Annotated in this window: 8 protein-coding genes; 1 reads left to right on the top strand and 7 read right to left on the bottom strand. The window is 41.7% G+C overall.

Translation table 11 applies throughout. From position 1 onward, the window contains the following. Window positions 1–87: 87 nt before the first annotated feature. From hpsA to pilM, 6 genes are all read right to left on the bottom strand, one after another. Complete coding sequence (gene hpsA, locus FCR06_RS04165; RefSeq protein WP_138497593.1) at window positions 88–4,947, bottom strand: hormogonium polysaccharide biosynthesis protein HpsA; 4,860 nt, start codon at window positions 4,945–4,947, stop codon at window positions 88–90. A 557-nt stretch (window positions 4,948–5,504) separates the two neighbouring features. Continuing rightward, a complete protein-coding gene (gene metH, locus FCR06_RS04160; protein WP_138497592.1) occupies window positions 5,505–9,035 on the bottom strand; it encodes a methionine synthase in 3,531 nt (1,176 codons plus the stop codon). A gap of 791 nt (window positions 9,036–9,826) precedes the next feature. Beyond that, on the bottom strand, window positions 9,827–12,205 hold the full coding sequence (locus FCR06_RS04150; protein WP_138497591.1) for a type IV pilus secretin family protein: 2,379 nt from the start codon (window positions 12,203–12,205) through the stop codon (window positions 9,827–9,829). A 188-nt stretch (window positions 12,206–12,393) separates the two neighbouring features. Continuing rightward, entirely contained in the window at window positions 12,394–13,158 is a 765-nt protein-coding gene (locus tag FCR06_RS04145) for a pilus assembly protein PilO (RefSeq protein ID WP_138497590.1), read from the bottom strand. Continuing rightward, complete coding sequence (locus FCR06_RS04140) at window positions 13,155–13,928, bottom strand: PilN domain-containing protein (protein WP_138497848.1); 774 nt, start codon at window positions 13,926–13,928, stop codon at window positions 13,155–13,157. The genes FCR06_RS04145 and FCR06_RS04140 overlap by 4 nt, the downstream gene beginning before the upstream one ends. Window positions 13,929–14,084: 156 nt before the next feature. Further along, on the bottom strand, window positions 14,085–15,191 hold the full coding sequence (gene pilM / locus FCR06_RS04135; protein ID WP_138497589.1) for a type IV pilus assembly protein PilM: 1,107 nt from the start codon (window positions 15,189–15,191) through the stop codon (window positions 14,085–14,087). A 196-nt stretch (window positions 15,192–15,387) separates the two neighbouring features. On the opposite strand from pilM, the gene FCR06_RS04130 reads away from it, so the two are divergent. Beyond that, on the top strand, window positions 15,388–16,686 hold the full coding sequence (locus tag FCR06_RS04130) for an ABC transporter substrate-binding protein (protein ID WP_138497588.1): 1,299 nt from the start codon (window positions 15,388–15,390) through the stop codon (window positions 16,684–16,686). Window positions 16,687–16,708: 22 nt separating this feature from the next. Here FCR06_RS04130 and FCR06_RS04125 read toward each other — a convergent pair whose 3' ends face one another. Next, complete coding sequence (locus tag FCR06_RS04125; RefSeq protein WP_138497587.1) at window positions 16,709–18,007, bottom strand: bifunctional folylpolyglutamate synthase/dihydrofolate synthase; 1,299 nt, start codon at window positions 18,005–18,007, stop codon at window positions 16,709–16,711. Between the last annotated feature and the right edge of the window lie 183 nt (window positions 18,008–18,190).

Raw genomic sequence — 18,190 nt, 5'->3', positions numbered from 1 at the left:
AAAGAGGTAAGAAAGGACTGGGATTAAGTTTCGTGAGGGGTAGTTTATTTACCTGAAAAGTGCTGTAAAAATTCTCATTGAGATACTTTAGGATGGTTGGAGTTTGCAGTTACTAGGACGTTCAGTTGCAGGTAATGCAAATTTGAAACCATTGCCAAAATAGGTACTGTCCGCAGTATCAAACCCATCCCCTGTTTGAGTTTGGAGAGCACACAACAGAGTTTGCACCCAAAGGTCATCCCGACCGACTTCTCTGTAGTATTCATTCGGAGGATCTGTGGCTGGAATTACAAAACGCTGAGCAAACAAGTCAGGATTTTGCGCCAGTAACGCTACATCAAAACCCCAGTTACGGTTAGGAGGCATATAATAAGGTGCTTCCCCAGCAGCACTAGTAGTGAAAGTACTATCCGATCTATAACCAGGTGTTGTAGTATTCAGAGCTCTAATAAAGATACTATTAATATTGGCAGTAGAAGAAAGAAGAGAAGGGTTAGAAGAGGTTGCAGCAACAGTTGTTGGTCCTGGTCTCACAAGAACTTGGAATGGTGCAGTAGCATAGATACTGCGTTTAAATTGGATGAATGAACCGTTGATATTAGCATTAACACCATCCCAGTTTTCTAGGAAGCGGACAAAGTTATGCAAACCACCATTGATTTCGTAGGTAGTTGGAGTTGAACCCGCAGTTGGATTCACACGAGCAGGAGTGTCACCAGCCGCAATTACTAAATTAAAAGTTGTTTCACTTGCCTTAGACAACCATCTAGTACTTTTAACAAGACTGGATGATGTATCTCCTGCTAAACTGTCGTATCCTCCAGTTTGAGGTAGTGTTGCAGTTGTTACTTGTAATTGCAATATGGGTTCTAATAACGGCTGTAAAAAGCCATCTCTGACGAATGGTGTCGATGTTGTCGTACTTCCAGGAAAATCCCTCAGCGAAGAGGCCGAAGCACCTGGTACTTGGGGATACCTGAAAAATAAACGATTGTCATTGTTGTATTGGATCTCACTAGTGTTGAATGCTGGTGCGGCAGCAGAAGTACTTGTTGTAATTGCAAACCACAGGGCATTGGGTGCTGTTTCAGGTCTGCTACTGCCACTAAAATAGTCTACTACTTTACTTCCTGATACTGTTTTTATACCTAGTGCAACAGGAGTACCTTGATTAAAAGTTATGAAAGGTAGATTAGAAGCATCAACCAGTTGTCCAAGATTATTTCGTTTGAATGCAACCCTACGAGCAAATCGTTCAAAACCAGCTTTTGCTGGTTGAGCAGTAGTACCAGCTACTAATTGTCCAACCGCCGCATTTGCTGGAAGATTATAGGATTGTATTCCTCTCTCACTACCAGTGATCGTATTGTTGTTGTCGCTATCGTAACCAATATACCACTCATTTGCTCCACATTCTGAAACTGGTATTTTAAAGCACATCTCCATCACATACTCTGGAAAACTCCCTCGGCGTTGAATGGGTGTGACAAAGTTATTTAAGTAAGAACTGTTATAGTTTACTGAGTCAGTAGAAGTAGGAGTACCTCTGTAGTAGGAATCATCATTAGACGTAGTGAAAAAATTAGATGAAGTGACAAAATTGTTATTCCAGAAACCTACCTTCAGTCTTTTAAGTACAGTGTCAGCATCACTCCCTTGATTATTTTGCAAGTCGTAATCACCTTCATTGCGGAAACCTTCACGGAAGTTATCAGAAAGCAAGGTAACAGCATCAGCAATCACTGATGCAGATCGCCACGTTTCGCCTGTTGTGCAATTTGGTAGTCTAGAGTCACTAGGCCGACAAGCAAAGTCAGGATCGCGATCAGTGACAGCGCGAGTGTAAAATTTACTATCGTAAGTACTATCACTGGGAGCAGGTAAAAGACCAGACCCTTTAAATTCCTGCTTAGTATGTAGATTAAAATTGCCTTTAACGTAGGCTGGTAGTTCAGTGACTAAAATTAAGCCTTTTTCTTCTGCTCTGTAATTATTCTGGCGGCTCAAGTTACTACCATTAATTAACATAATGGCGTTGGGACGGCGCTCCGGATCGAGCAAGTAATCACTAGCACTGACATTTTCACTGGCTGGGCTACTGCGATCTTTTTGAGCATCATCACGAGAGGCATAGATAATACCACTATTAGGTAACAGATATTCGTTAGACCAAGTACCTGTAATTGAAGTTGTGCGAAGCAGATTTAAATTTATAACAGTGGCACGAATTTCTAAAGGCTGACGCTGTTCAACTTCTAGATTGTAGTTTCCAGTTAATGCTGCACCTTTATCTATAGCCTTAATTTGTCTGGCATCAAGAAATGTAGTTTCTTTAATAGCGCCATCAGGAATAACAGGAGTAGTATCCCGACTCACAGAGCCATCAGCAATTGCGATCGCACAAATAGTAGAGTCAATTGCTGATTGCTCAGAGAGAGTGAGTTTTCTGCTTGTTGCTTTGGCCAGTGCTTGCCGTAGTAAAGGATTAACAAGGCGACCATTGGGAAATACCAAGTTGGCTTGATATTTCAAGCGATCTAGTAAAGTTACACTAGTGTTAGTTATATCATTAGCGTTAAATGCAACAGTAAAAAAACCATTGATATCTACTGTCTGTCCTCTAGTTACACCAGCAGATGTAGTAGTAGGAACAGTGTAAACAATACCATTGTTAGATGCTGCTACCGTCGTTAAATCGCGGGGATTGTAGGTATTTGTAGTTGCTGTTGCCTGATTCGTAGGGTTGTAGTAGCTACTTACACAAGCTATGGGTGCTTGGTAATCGTCTGGTGTGGCCGCTGAAGGAGCATAAGAATCACTGTTGTAGTGATAAACTGCTGTAGCACGCATTACCAAATCACCACGTTTTGGCGTACCGTTGAGAGGATCGCTCGAATCGGGTACAACCATAGGCATAGTATCAGGCCAGACTACCGTACCAATGCTTTCCTGTACGTCTATTGTGCTTAGGTCGTCAAGTGGTGTTGGTCGAGGAAAGGGTAGTCCAGAATTTGTAATTCTATATATTCCTGCACCTGTAATTACTCGTAGTCCACCGTTGACATCAAGGGCATCAGCGCGGGGTGAAGCAGCTGCTATTTCCCAGAATCCGTCACGTCCGGTTACCCCCAAATCTGCTAACTGTTTAACGCTAGTAGTACGAGTCCGAGTTTTAGTACTACCAGTCCACGTCACACTGGTGATGGATTCGGGTTGTTCCTCTCCCACAAAAATTGCTTTTGTACTGTCCCATTTGAGTTCAGGTAGATTGTTACCTACTACAATGCGATCGCCTAACCGTGATTCTATTACAGGAGAAGTTTTTAAAGTATCTGGGTCTGTAGCAGCTAGTTCTGATGTATTTAGCGTCAGTGTTGTATTGGTATCCGTAGGATATATCCAGCTATCTGGTGGACGTAAACTGTTACTTCTTGATGAAGTATTATAATCTTGCAGAACATTTGCTGTAGTATAAGTACCTTTGCCATCACTACCATAAGGTACTTCTTTAAAAGGCACGCGTCTAGTACGTTTTTTAAAGTAGGTTTGCAGTTCTTCTTGACGTACCTTATCTGAATCTAAGCTGGGGTCAGCTGCAAGCCGCTTGGTTCTATTATCTTCGACCTCTTGGGGGTCAGTAGTTGTAGCGTGAGCTAGTTGTGCATTTACCAACAAATCGATACGTTGAGCATAGGCTTGACTGTTATAAGCAACTTCATTTGGTTTATTATTCGAGGTAGATTTATTTGTACTTCCAGTTGATGTTTGGGTAGGGACACCATTTTCTTTAAATAAATCTACTTGAATTGCTCCGGTATCTGAGGCACTTATTGGCCCATTACCTGCAACATTACCACCAACAATTATTTGACCGTTTTCTCGCTCGTAATAACAAGAATATCTACTGCTGACCTGAAATAGCGTAATATCTTGATTACTTTTTCCCATTAATAAATTACTGTTAGTGAAAATGCGTCCATTCAAACGGAATCTAGGACCAGGTGTAATATCTAAATCATCCTCATAAACTACAGCATTATTAGTAATAGGAACTTGACTGCGGTCTTGTTGCATTTCTAAAGCTGAGAAGCCTTTATTACCTCGATACTCTTCATATTTAGTTGTATCAAGACTACTTATACTACTAATGGGAACTGTTGCTGTATATACGAAAAAGCTTTTTTTCAATTCGCCAGTTGCTAGTTTATACCAACCAGAAGAGCCTACTAAACTGGCACTGGTTTCACCTGCAACATCACAGGTTCCACCTGCTTTAGCTAGCAGCATAGGAGGAGTTCTAGCATCTAGCGGTGTTCTCTTTCTAGTTTGGGTTGTACCAGTTTGGGGGGGAGTGCGGAAGTAAATGCCGTAGAGAATAAAACTGTCAAATTTACCGTTATTATCTGTATCAGCAGGAAATTTCCAAGCAGTTGTGAGGTTTTCTCTATTTTCTAAAGCTATAGTATTAGCCGCTTCAATGGAATTGTTTTTATTAATGTCATAAGCCAGGGTTATGGGGGTCTCATCACCCAATGTATAGACTGGAAGTTTGGATGTTAAAGCTAAGGTATTGTATAACGTTACGTTTGATGGGACAGAACGTGGCAGAGTGGGATCGGCGAACAATGCAGTGATTTTTGCTTTAGCTCTATCTAAGGCAGGGGTAGCCGCCTGCATTGTCACTTCATTCACCCGGACATTACTAGCATTTTTAGAGCGCTCAAAAGACCGAAATAAAAGTGCAGTTGTTAACAGCACAACTACCAAAATTACCATTGCCACTGTTGGCAATACAAAGCCAGCATTCACCGAACTGCGTCTTCTTCGAGTACCAAAAATAGTCCGCAGTAGCCAAATAATTTGCTTGTTAATTGTAGATAAAAACTTTTTACCAATTGGTCTGAAGGTTTTTTGAATTGTCTTGACTAGCTTACTTTTTCGAGACATAGCTGCTTTCCTGGCAAGTAGTTTTTAGAAGATATTTAATTTTTTCAAAATTGATGTTTCTGCTGACAATTAATTTGACCAGCAAGAGTTGAGACTAAATTTATGTAACTATTACATCTTGTTTTATGAAGTTAAAAATAAATGATCTATAACAAACAGACAATTTATTAAAGTTATATCATTTATGAATTGTTCATTTTATCCGGTAAATACTGATTTTCTAAAGTTATTTCTATCAATTTTGAAGAATAATAAAAATATAACTTTACTGTAAATTTGCGTAAATATGTTTTATTTACAGACCAATTTATAAAGATGATGTTAGAAAAGCAAGCTTATAATACCCACTTTTTAAAGGAAAGATATCAGTTACGTGTAAAATAATTAGATGTTCGCCTTAGATTTATAACTTTTTAGAGAAGTCATAAATCTTATGTAGCATTACTAATTAGCTAGTAGGGGCGCACAGCTAGCTGTACACCCCTATGAAAAACTTATACGTGCAACTGAGAATCCCTATAATTTCCCGTCTTCTCAGGTGAGGAAGGTATGAAATTCTATGCGCTAAAGTACTTCGCTACTGGGTGATAAGTAATAATCGCCGTTGTAGACTGTTCTGGATAAAGCTGTTCGCTTTCATCCATATATAAGTTAATCCTGTCAGTCTGCAATAACTCCAGTTGCTTATACTGGTCTTGGATATTCGGACAAGCAGGATAGCCAAAACTATACCGCGAACCATGATAGCGTTGTGCCAATATATCCCGAATATTATCTGGTTCCTCTCGACTAAAGCCTAATTCACGGCGAATTCTAGCATGTGTCCACTCTGCTAATGCCTCCGCTATCTGCACAGCTATACCGTGAAAATACAGGTAATCAGTGTACTTATTATCTGAGAAAAGCTTTTGGGCAAATTCTGTTGCAATTTCACCTACAGTTACCGCCTGCATGGGGAAAACATCAATAATTCCCGACTCTTTCGGTGCGAAGAAATCTGCTATGCATAGCCGTCTTAACGACTTTTGTCTGGGAAACTCGAAAGTTGCTACCTGTTGTGATTGGTTCTCTGAGTTATATATGTGTAGAAAATTTCTTTCAGCTTGACAAGGAAAATAACCATAAATTACTTGCGGATGCAATAATTTATCCTCAATAATCCGCTGTTTCCAATTTTCTAAAACTGGGTAGACTTTTTCAGCTAAAAAAGCTTGATATTCTTCCTTAGATTGTTCTTTTGGTTTGCGGAATTGCCATTGTCCAGCTATCAATGCCTGCAAATCTAAGTACCAGAATACTTCCTCTACAGGAATATCATTAGGCTGTAATAATTGTGTTCCCCAAAAAGGCGGTGTTGGGCGTTCAATATCTATAGCTACTGCCTCAGAACGCCGAGTGTCTATCTCTTTTGATTCTGTAAACGCTGTTTCCTGAGTAGTGGTGGTTGTTGATTTTTTGTGACCATTTGTCAAAACTTTAGAAGTTTCAACTTCGTTTAAAAATCCTTGAAAATCATTCCAGTTACCAGTAGTTTTAGCGGGTATTAGTTTATCCATGAAGTGCAAGTCAGAAAAGGCATCTTTGCCATAAACTACTTTACCTTTATAAGTGTTTTGGCAATCTTCATGGACAAATTTGGGAGTCAAAGCCGCACCGCCTAAAATCACAGGTACGGTAATTCCCTTTTCGTTAAATACTTCCAAATTCTCTTTCATGAAGGCGGTGGATTTCACTAGCAAACCACTCATGGCAATACAATCAGCTTGATGCTGTTGGTAAGCTTGAATGATGTTTTCTACCGGTTGTTTAATTCCCAGGTTAATTACTTTGTAACCGTTGTTGGACAAGATGATGTCCACTAAGTTTTTACCAATGTCGTGGACATCGCCTTTGACTGTGGCAATGATAAAGGTTCCCTTGGCATTATTGCCTGATTCTGATTTTTCCATGAACGGTTCTAAATACGCCACCGCCGATTTCATGGTTTCAGCAGATTGTAAAACGAAAGGTAACTGCATTTGTCCAGAACCGAATAATTCCCCGACAACTTTCATGCCATCTAATAAGAAGGTGTTAATAATTTCTAAGGGGGGATACTGTTCTAAGGCTTTTGTGAGATTTTCTTCTAAGCCAATGCGTTCGCCGTCAATGATATGACGTTTGAGACGTTCTGGGATGGGGAGACTTTCATCTAAGGAGCGATCGCGTTTTGTTGTCACCCCAGCAAACACTGTGGTAAGCTCTGCCAAGGGGTCATAAACGCAAACATTACCCTCAAATTTCCGTTCGTCATAAATCAACTGCCGACAAATTTCTTGATGGCGTGACTCAATTTTCGAGAGCGGTAAAATCTTGTTAGCGCTGACAATGGCTGCATCCATTCCCGCCGTCGTCGCTTCGTGCAAAAATACCGAGTTCAGCACCATCCGCGCTGCTGGATTCAAACCAAAGGAAATATTAGAAACGCCCAAAATTACATGGCATCCAGGCAATTCTTGGCGAATGCGTCGAATGGCTTCAATAGTGGCTTTGCCGTTTTCTCGGTCTTCTTCAATCCCGGTGGAAATTGGTAGGGCTAGAGTATCAAAAAATACTTCTGTGGGTGGTATGCCATATTCTACTGCTTGATGGTAGGCGCGTTGGGCAATTTGAAACTTTTTCTCGGCTGTCCGCGCCATTCCCTCTTCGTCAATAGTACCAATGACGATGCCAGCACCATACTTTTTCGCCAACTCCAGCACTTTTAAAAAGCGCGGTTCACCATCTTCGTAGTTGGTCGAGTTGAGTAAGCACTTACCGCCAGCAACCTTTAAGCCTGCCTCCATTTTTTCCCATTCAGTGGAGTCAAGCATCAAAGGTAATGTCACATTATTAACAAGACGTGAAACTAGTTCGTGCATATCCTGCACGCCGTCACGTCCGACATAATCAACGTTAACATCCAAGATGTGTGCGCCTTCTTTGACTTGCGCCCTCGCCATTGAGACGAGTCCATCCCAATCTTCGGCATTGAGTAAATCGCGGCACTTCTTAGAACCACTAGCGTTGAGACGTTCACCGATAATTAAGAAAGAATTATCTTGCTCGTATGCTTGAGTAGTGTAAATTGATGCTGCTGCCGGTTCTAAGCTAGGTTGTCTAACTTTTGGCTTCAAGTGTTTGGCGACTTCTGCCAACTGTTGAATGTGTTCTGGACGTGTCCCACAGCAACCCCCTATCACTTGGACACCCAAATCTTCAACGAAATGCATCAATGCCATCCGTAATTCCAACGGAGTCAAACGGTAGTGTGCTTGACCGCCGACGTTCTCAGGTAAACCCGCATTAGGAATACAGGAAACAATAAAAGGTGAATGTTCTGCCAGATACTTGATATGTGGTTTCATCAAGTCTGGGCCTGTGGCGCAGTTGAGACCGAGAATGTCAATTGGATAAGGTTCTAAAATTGTCAGCACAGCGCTGATTTCTGAACCCACCAACATTGTGCCCATGCTTTCCATTGTCACAGACACCATCAACGGGCGGCGATCGCCCTTTTTGGCAAACACTTCTTCAATCCCATTCAGCGCTGCTTTAATTTGCAGCACATCTTGGCAAGTTTCCACAATAAATAAATCAACACCACCATCCCACAGCGCTTCGGCTTGTTCAGCAAAAGTAGCTTTCATGGTGTCAAAGTCAATATGTCCCAAGGTTGGTAGTTTGGTTGTCGGACCGATGGAACCAGCCACAAAGCGGGGTTTTTCGGGAGTAGAAAACTCCGCAGCAACACGCTTGGCAAGTTCTGCGGCTGTCTTGCTGAGGTAGTAAGCCTTGTCTGCCAAGTCATATTCTGCCAGCACAATGGACGTACTGCCAAAGGTATCTGTTTCAATCACATCAGCACCAGCCGCGAGAAAGTCGCGGTGAACTTTAGCCACAGCTTCGGGTTTAGTGTGGACTAAGTATTCGTTACAACCTTCGTATTGTGCGCCGCCAAAGTCTTCTGCTGTGAGGTTTTGCGTTTGCAGGTTAGTTCCCATTGCTCCGTCGAAGACAAGAACTGGGCTATCTGGACTACGCAGGCGTTCAAGGAAAGGATGAGTCATATTTTCCTAGAATAAATGAGGAAATCAAATGAGTCTTGTGATACTCACTTACTTTATTATTTTCCAAAATTTTGGGAGTTTCGGGAGTATTTATTCTGAAATCAGGTAAGATGCCAATACGGTTTTTTAGTTAACAACAAAAATAGGTTGGGTTGAGCGATAGTGAAATTCAATAGAGTCTTGCTAATGTTGGGTTTTGTTCCTCAAACGCCACTTACGCAATTGCCGCGAAACCTTTCTAAGCGAGTAGCTCCCCAACCTACTCATCAGCAAATACTTCATTGTAAATCTCATTCTCAGAACTTACCCAATTGTGATAAGCCTGAGATTCAACAATAGAATTAACAGATTTTCTCCCACTCTTGAGCGAAAGAGCTAAATGCAGTAGTACTGTTAATTGGTCACCATTTATTGCTCAATCCCACTTAGAAATTCTTGAGGAATACTCATGGAATTACTAACTGCTAACTATCTCAATGGTATGCCATCAGGCGATCGCCTTTAATATTGTGCAGTGTCTCAACATCATAAAGTGGGTAGTGTGTAAGTAAGTCAAAAGTTAAACAAGTCAGAACATCATCTGTTGAATCTTAGTTGACAAGCTGAAAACTCACGTTTTTCAAATCATTATTTTTCCTGTTTAAACAAATAGGCAAGACGAAACAATAATCCCACAGCTTCAAGCTGTGGGAAGTCAAATATACTCTGTCATTTAGAATAGGCAGGATTTAATTACGAACTGCTTGACAGTAAGTAGCGAGGATTTGATCCAGAGTTAACTCACTTACTCTTTATTGCCCGGTAGGAATCTTCAAGCCCCGACGCTCAAGAATTTGCCGCACTTGTGGGCTGGGACTGTAGTTATAGCCATAAGAGGAGTTCTCAGAGTCATCCATAATTTGAGGTGTGAGCAACACAATGACCTCATTGCGCTGGTTCTGTCTGTTTGTACTTCTAAACAACGAACCAATAAGCGGAAGATCTCCTAAAATAGGAATTTTAGAGACAGTTGTCCGGTCTGCGTCTTGAATGATACCTGAGAGAATTAGAGTCTGACCATCTCGCAGGCGAATCAAGCCAGAATTAAGAGAGCGCTCAGACACTAAGAATATTTGTTGGCTACCACCACCTCCAACATTGATAGTAGCTGGAGCTTGGGGTGCTTTGACAACAGGAGCTACCGATAGAGAGACAAAACCATTATCATCAATTCGGTCAATTTTGACAGCCAAGGTTAAACCTACTCTGTCTTTTTCCGCTGAAATCGTTTCTGTAGCAATATTATCATCGCGAACGATTTCCCTTTTAATATTGCCTACGACTTCCTGAGTCAGATTGACATTAGCGGTTTGACCTTCTTGAACAATTAAGGTTGGGTCTGTCAAAATCTTGGCGTTGCCATTTTGGACTTGAGCCTGCAAGCTAGCGAGAAGACGCTTAGGGAACTGGAATATGGTAGGCAACGCGTATGTGGTTGTTGCAGGGGTTGTCGTGGTTTGCTGCTGAAACTGAGTAGGTGTACCAGTAACAGGATCAATCGCTGTTGGGACAATTGCAGTTGTACTTGTTCCTGGTGTAAATGCTGTAATACCTGGTTGTGTAGGATTAGAGTTTACGCCAGCGGTAGCTGTTCCTGTATTTGGGTCTATAAAAACATTTGAGCCCTGAAGTGGATTAGCAGTTGTAGGTGTACTAGTGATACTGGTTGATGCTTCAGCTCTTGTAGCTGGTCTCGAACCGCCAAAATTTAGAGATGCTGCACCACCATCATTTGTAAAGTAGTTGTTGCCAACTCCAAAGGAAAAGCTAGTGTTGTAGTCTTGGGTATTCAAGAGGTTAACATCGATAATCTTGACGTTGACTACCACTTGACGACGCCGGATATCAAGCTGAGTTAGTTGAGACATTGCCATCTCAACTAGTCTGGGAGGCCCAATCAAAGTCAGAGAATTGGTGCGCTCATCTCCTAATGCCTGTAAGCCTCTCAACAATGGGCTAGAGTCTTTAAAATCAACGCGTTGAGGTTCAATTCTGGTTTCGGTGGTCGTCTGAGTTTGGGTGATAGGCGCAACTCCAGTACCTACAGGTATAGCACTAACACTGGTAACTTGTCGTTCGCGGCTGACCGCACTTTCTGCTCCCAAGCCGACCAAAAAGTTTAGGGCAACATCGACTGCTACCTGATTGAGTCGTAAGCTACGCATAACCATGTCACGAGTTGCATTGGGTAATTTAGCCCCTACAAAAACTGTGCGACCATTGCGGTTAGCTTCTAAACCACTCAAGCGCAAGACGTAGTTAAATACATCTTGCACTGGCTCGTTTTCTATATCTAAAGAAATGGTTTGAGAGGTTGCTGGTGCAGCAGCACCTTGCTGACCTCCACCACCTTGCTCACTTCCAACATAAGCTAGATTCAAATTGGCAGCACGGGCAAGTAATGACAAAACCTCACGCACCGGCGCATCTCGCAATACTAAACGGGGAACGCGTTCCTGTGTTCCCAAATCAATGGTGCTAGGAGAAGCATCGGTAGCGGAAATAGCAATATCTCCCACCGGTGGGGCGACGGCTCTGGGTAAGAAAGGTGGAGCCTGACTCACAGGTTGACCTGGACCAGCAGCTTGTGCAGGTTGTCCGTCAATAGTGACTTGCGGGTTGGGAACGAGAACGTCTGGCTTTTGACTTGGTTGGGCATGTGTAGAAGCAGGCGGTGGTGTCGATGTTGGTCTTGTTGGCGTTGGTGAGGCAGCGGTGGTGCCAGCAGATGGGCTAAAGCTGAGTGTAATTCCATTTGCCGATCGCACCACCGGTTCACTGCCAGGCACATTGTTGCTGCCAGTTACCGTCACCCTGACACTATTGGCATCAAGTTGACTAACTTCAACCGAAGCAATTCCTGGCGCTGGACTATCTTGACGAAAACTATTACCTTGTGGTAATCGTAATTGAGTATTAATAATGTCTGCAACTAAAGACTTACCTCTTTTTGTAGTGAAAACTTGGGGACGCGACCCTGAAGAAGTTTTCAAAACAATGCTAACTCCACCATTAGCTGGATTTAACTGCACATTAGTAACTTGAGCAATTTGTGCCCAAGCTGGTTGAGCTGCAAAAAAGACAAAAGCAGCAGTACCTAATATAAAATTTTTACCGTGAAGCTGTTTCACAGTTCATTCCTCACCTAAATAAAACCTTGTTGACAAACATTTTGAGCAGTTGGCTATGAGTGTTGATTTTTGAAAGTAAGGAGTTAAGAATAATTTAGCTAGGAGTGAAGAGTTAGGATTGAATAGTTAGAAATGATAGCTCGTAACTTATAGTTCATAACTCATAACTCATAACTTATAACTCATAATTACTTTTTGGCAGCAGTTTTAGCTGCCGCTGCTATTTCTTCGGGACTAAGTGGCATCAATGCTTGTAATTGGAATGATGTATTAATCTCTGTTGGCCCCATTTTCACTGGTGTTTTATCTAATGGGGATCTAACCTCTAATGGAGCTAATGTTGATTGATAATCTTTAACTATCAACAAAGGCTGTAAACGCTCAATGTTACGAACTATTGATTGTGTTTGTTCATAGGTTCCTGTAATTTCGGCACTAATACTGCTGCGTTCTAGTTTGCCGTCAACTTGTTTTCCCAAACTTCCATCAATAATTGGTTCTGGCTTTTGAGAAACTGGCACAAACTTCTTGAGTTTGGCTCTGACTCCATTAATCGGAGTTTGAGCATTACCAGATTCAACTAATCGATTCACATCTAGCAGCAATGTATCTAAAGTTTTTTCACTAGCAAATAAACCTAAAACCTGAACTTTTTGCTGTTTTGCCTGTGCTAATTCCTCTTTAACTTTATCAATCTGTTTGATATTAAGTTTCTTTTGCTCTATTTGTCCTTGGAGTTCCGAGGCTTTTGCTTGCTGTTGCTGATAGCTTTCCCAAGCTGGCATTAACAGGTTTAAGAATATATATCCTCCTCCTGCTAAACCAATTACCCCTAATAAAATACCGATAATTTTTGGTGTGAAAGCAATGCCAAATACCACGGGGTAAGCTGGGGTTTGTGCATCAAATTCTCCAGCTTGTTCGGCAAAATTTAAATCATCACTCAGCGTCATTTTGAAATGACTCCTGTTTGTTGCATAGTACGAATTCGAGCTACTAACCCGACTGTGCCTTTTTTTTCCAACTCCCGAATTAATTCTGAAGCTGGAACATCATTCATACTCGATTGAATAGTGTATTTAACGACTTGTGGCGGCTTAATTATGACACCAGGAATCGCAGCTACACCTGATGTAACCGGAGCATCTACTAAGGTTGCAGTAATAATTCTGCTTTCTGAGGACTTCAAAAATTGAGACTGTTGCAAACTCAATAAGAAATCATTGACATCGTTAAAGGAACGAGCTAGTCCGGTAATTTCTAATCCTCCGGCTGGATTGTTGGGTGGCTGACCTTCCACCACCGCAATGGGTGGGATTTGCTTGATATTTTCAATTTGCACTGCTGCAGGAATGCGATCGCGCAAATCTTGCAACATTGCTGACCAAGGTCGAATCTGGTCAAATACAGTAACTAAAGCTTGAGTTTCCCCTTTAATTGTGCTCGTCTCTGCTTTGATTTGATTCAGGTTGCCGATTTGTGTATCTAATCTCTTGCTTTCCTGGTCCAGTTGTGCTACTGTGCCCTCTAATTCAACAATCTTTCCTTGCAATAACCACCAAGCAATTCCGAATAAACCTGGAAGACCTACACCTAATGCAGCTCCGATATAGACTGGTGTTAAATTTCCTCCAGGAAGGCTTAGAGCCATTCCTCTCTTTTTGTCAGGCTTTTTTTGATAGGCTGGGCGGTCTTTAAGAAAGTTAACATCCAAACTGTACATTTTCTCACACCAACTAAAGATAAATATTATGGTTTGAGAATTCTCAAACAGTGCGATCGTTAAAACAGACAATCCAGAATTTAAAATCCCAAATCTCAAAAGTGTGATTGTCAAAACAGACAATCCAAAATTAAAATTCCAAATCTAAAATTGGTATTACACCTCCCGCATTCCTAAACCAAGTACAATCGCTAACCCAGAGCGTTGTACTTGTGGATATTTCTCGCTATCGACTTCCAAAGACAAAGCCCCAATTGGATCTATTTGGATAGTTGGCAAACTTAATCGTTGGGTAAAGAATTCATCAAGCTGTTGGAGTCCACCTCCAGGTCCAGCTAATAAAATCTGCGCTACCTCCAAATTTTCACTTTGATTGAGGTAAAAATCGATGGAACGGCGCAATTCATCTGTTAGTTCTCCCAATACTCTCAAGATGGCTGCCATCCCAGGATTGAGTTCTGTAACGCCGGTTTTGCCACCGTCTATAACAGTTGGGGTAATAACCATCCCCTGTAACAGTTCCATATCTCGCGATGTGGGTAAGCTCATTGCCCTAGCCAGAGCAGTTTGCATTTGATAAGTGCCTATAGGTACCGTGCGGGAAAATTGCGGTACTCCGTTAACAATGATGGCAATTTCTGTGCTGTCAAACTCTATATCAACTAGTACTGCTGCTTCTTGCGGTCCAAATTGTCGCAATTGTTCGCGAATAGTGCGAATCAGAGCAAAACTGTTAATTTCTAAAACATCGATTTGTAATCCTGCTTGTTCAAATGTACTTATATAGGTATCTGTTACCTCCTTGCGGGTGGCAACTAAGAGTACCTGTACTTTTTCAATGCCATCTTCATCCACAAAGTACCCAAGTTTCTGATAGTCTACATCAGCTTCTTCCCGAGGATAGGGTAAATACAAACCTGCTTCATGGTTTAACACCATTTCTCGCAGTTCTTTGTCATCTAACTCTGCTGGCACCGGTATTAAACGGACGATAGAATCTCGCCCTGGTACACCAGTAGCAACACGAGAAGTTTTGATTTTGCTTTGGGCTAGCGCTTCCTGAATTAACTGCGCCATCGCTGGAGGGTCGGTAATTTGACCATCAGTAACTACGCCTTCGGGAACTGCTACCGATGTGAAGTTTTCTAGTTTCAAGCCTTGACGCTGCTTGCGTAGCTGAACTACATTTACCCGTTCGGGAGCAAGTTCAATGCCGACCCCTTTATTTGATTTGCCAAACAGACTATTGAAGCTTTTCACCACAGTTGTGCCCGCTGGACTGGTAAATTGAATTGGGGATTGGGTATTGGGTATTGGAAAATAGTATTTTTAATCTTATTTCCCCGATCCCCAGTCCCCATTCCCTAGTTATCTCTAATACTGGTAATTGATTTAGCCTATAATCTCGTCAATTCTGCATAAGATTTTCAGCCCGATCAAGCGTAAAAATACTGGGAAAATGATTCAATTACGAAAATTTAAACAATTTACTGCTTTACTACTGCTTGGCGTGTTAACTAGTTGGATTGTAAGTTGCAGTACAGGTAATGTTGGTACAGATACAAAACAAGCTACTTCAAAAGGCACAACGATTGAGTTTTGGACGATGCAACTCCAACCTCAATTTACTGACTACTTCAAAAGCCTGATTACAAATTTTGAATCGCAAAATTCTGGTATAAAGGTTAACTGGGTTGATGTACCTTGGGCAGCAATGGAAAACAAAATATTAGCAGCTGTCTCAGGAAAAACGCCACCTGATGTTGTTAACCTCAATCCCGGTTTTGCTTCTCAACTTGCAGGACGAAATGCTTGGTTAGATTTGGATACAAAAGTTCCAAATGATGTACGTTCCTCCTATCTACCGAATATTTGGGAATCTTCTACGCTTAATGGTAAGAGTTTTGGAATTCCCTGGTATCTCACTACACGGTTAACCATTTATAACACCGATTTATTAAAACAAGCAGGTATCAGTAAACCACCTGCTACTTACGCAGAATTAGCACAAATAGCGCAACAAATTAAAGATAAGACTGGAAAATATGCTTTTTTTGTGACATTTGTACCGCAAGATTCTGGGGAAGTACTAGAATCTTTTGTGCAAATGGGAGTGACTTTAATAGATACCGAAGGTAAAGCTGCGTTTAATTCGCCACAAGGGAAAGCAGCATTTCAGTATTGGGTAGACTTGTATAAAAAAGGCTTATTACCTAAAGAGGCTTTGACTCAAGGACATCGCCACGCGATTGATTTGTACCAATCTGGAGAAACAGTGTTTCTAGCTTCTGGGCCAGAGTTTCTCAAAGCGATCGCTAATAATGCTCCGAAAATTGCTCAAGCTTCAGAAATAGCGCCCCAACTCACCGGCAACACAGGTAAGAAAAATGTCGCTGTGATGAACATAGTTATTCCTCGCGACAGCAAACAACCAGACGCCGCCGTGAAGTTTGCTTTATTTGTCACCAATGATGAAAATCAGTTAGCCTTTGCAAAAGCCGCGAATGTTTTACCTTCCACAGTCAAAGCATTGTCTGACAGCTATTTTAAAGATATTCCAGCTAATGCTTCAACAATAGAAAAAGCGCGAGTCATCAGTGCTAAGGAATTACAACACGCAGAAATATTAACTCCCACTTTGAAGGATTTTAATCAATTGCAAAAAGCAGTTTATGAGAACTTACAAGCAGCAATGCTAGGCGATAAAACAGTAGATAAAGCGGTAGAAGATGCCGCACAACAGTGGAATCAAAGGTAAATTTTTAATTCGTAATTTGTAATTATGATTTACGAATTATATTAGTAGTTGCTAAAAAATTGCCTACTAAGTAAAGCGAACCACATATAACGATTAAATCGTCTGTGGTGGCGGTTGATATTACGGCTTCTAATGCTGTGAATAAATCTGGATACTTCTGGCGATCGCTTAATTCTGGACAGGCAGTGTCAGCTAAATTGGCTAATTCATCTAGGTCAGCAGAAGTTCGGCCTGGCCAAGATTCTACTGGTATTGGTACTAAAAAAAGATGGTCACTTGGTCGCAGTAAAGCTGTAAAAATATCAGCACAATCTTTATCAGCAAACATTCCCATTATCCAATTTACAGGCTTGTGTTTGACTGTATTTAAGCTATCGACATACTGACGGAGAACTTGGGCTGCGGCGGGATTGTGAGCGCCATCAAGTAATAATTGATGATTTTTCCAACTAGTCCATTGCATCCGCCCCAGCCATTGAGTTTTTGCCATTCCGTTGATGATGGCTGCTTCAGAAATCTGCCAACCTTGTTTTTGGAGAATTTCCAAAGCAGCTAAAGCCAAAGCTGAATTAGTTAACTGAATTTGTCCGGCTAATGCCAATGGATATTTAATTAATTTTGAATTTTGTATTGATAAATATTCTGCCGATTCTGTGGAGATTTGACGGGCGGGTTGAGGCGTAAAAATTGGGCATTCTAATTCTAAAGCACGCGATCGCACCACATCTTCGGCATCTGGTGGCAATGGCCCTACCACAACAGGGCATCCACGTTTGAGAATACCCGCTTTTTCTCTAGCAATATCAGAAATCGTGGGGCCAAGTTGTTGCCAGTGTTCCCGGCTAATAGAAGTGATGATTGTTACTAAAGGTTCTAAACAGACATTGGTAGCATCCAAGCGCCCTCCTAGTCCGACTTCTACAACTGCGACATCAACTTTAGCTTGGGCAAAATACAACCAAGCTGCTGCGGTAATTACTTCAAATTGAGTTGGTGATTGCTCGTTAGCAGGAATCGCGGCTTGGACTGTTTGCAACAATTGCTTTAGTTCTTCAGCTGAAATTGGCTGTTCATTGAGACAAATACGTTCCGTCCAATTAACTAAATGGGGCGAGGTGTAGCGTCCTGTACGATAACCAACCTCAGTGAGTACCGAGGAAAGATAAGCACAAACGGAACCTTTCCCATTGGTGCCAGCAACGTGAATTACCGGAACTTGGTGATGGGGATTACCAAGATTTCTCAAGAGATTGACAATGCGATCAAGTCCTAGATGGACACCAAAGCGTTGCAGAGGTTGGATTACAGAATCGATATCCACGGGAAGAGTAAATGGGGAAGGTGGGCCCCCTGTGGGGATAAGGGGTAATAGGGAAATGGGGAGCAAAAGGGCTTTAGGAGCAGAATAACTCCTCACTCCGCACTTCCAATGCTCGCTATGAATAAAACCGACTGTCCTAGTAAAGAGAAACAGTCGGTTGGAAAATAATGATATTAAGCCTAA

The organism is Nostoc sp. PA-18-2419 (genome assembly GCF_005869855.1).
In the GTDB taxonomy this organism is placed as follows: domain Bacteria; phylum Cyanobacteriota; class Cyanobacteriia; order Cyanobacteriales; family Nostocaceae; genus Nostoc.
Note: the sequence above shows the minus strand (reverse complement) of the source record. Positions and strands in the feature narration are given on the sequence as shown.

Excerpts from the sequence above, each read along its gene's own strand:
- hpsA (WP_138497593.1), bottom strand. The coding sequence starts at position 4,947 with ATGTCTCGAAAAAGTAAGCTAGTCAAGACAATTCAAAAAACCTTCAGA.
- FCR06_RS04130 (WP_138497588.1), top strand. The coding sequence starts at position 15,388 with ATGATTCAATTACGAAAATTTAAACAATTTACTGCTTTACTACTGCTT.
- metH (WP_138497592.1), bottom strand. The coding sequence starts at position 9,035 with ATGACTCATCCTTTCCTTGAACGCCTGCGTAGTCCAGATAGCCCAGTT.
- FCR06_RS04140 (WP_138497848.1), bottom strand. The coding sequence starts at position 13,928 with ATGTACAGTTTGGATGTTAACTTTCTTAAAGACCGCCCAGCCTATCAA.
- FCR06_RS04145 (WP_138497590.1), bottom strand. The coding sequence starts at position 13,158 with ATGACGCTGAGTGATGATTTAAATTTTGCCGAACAAGCTGGAGAATTT.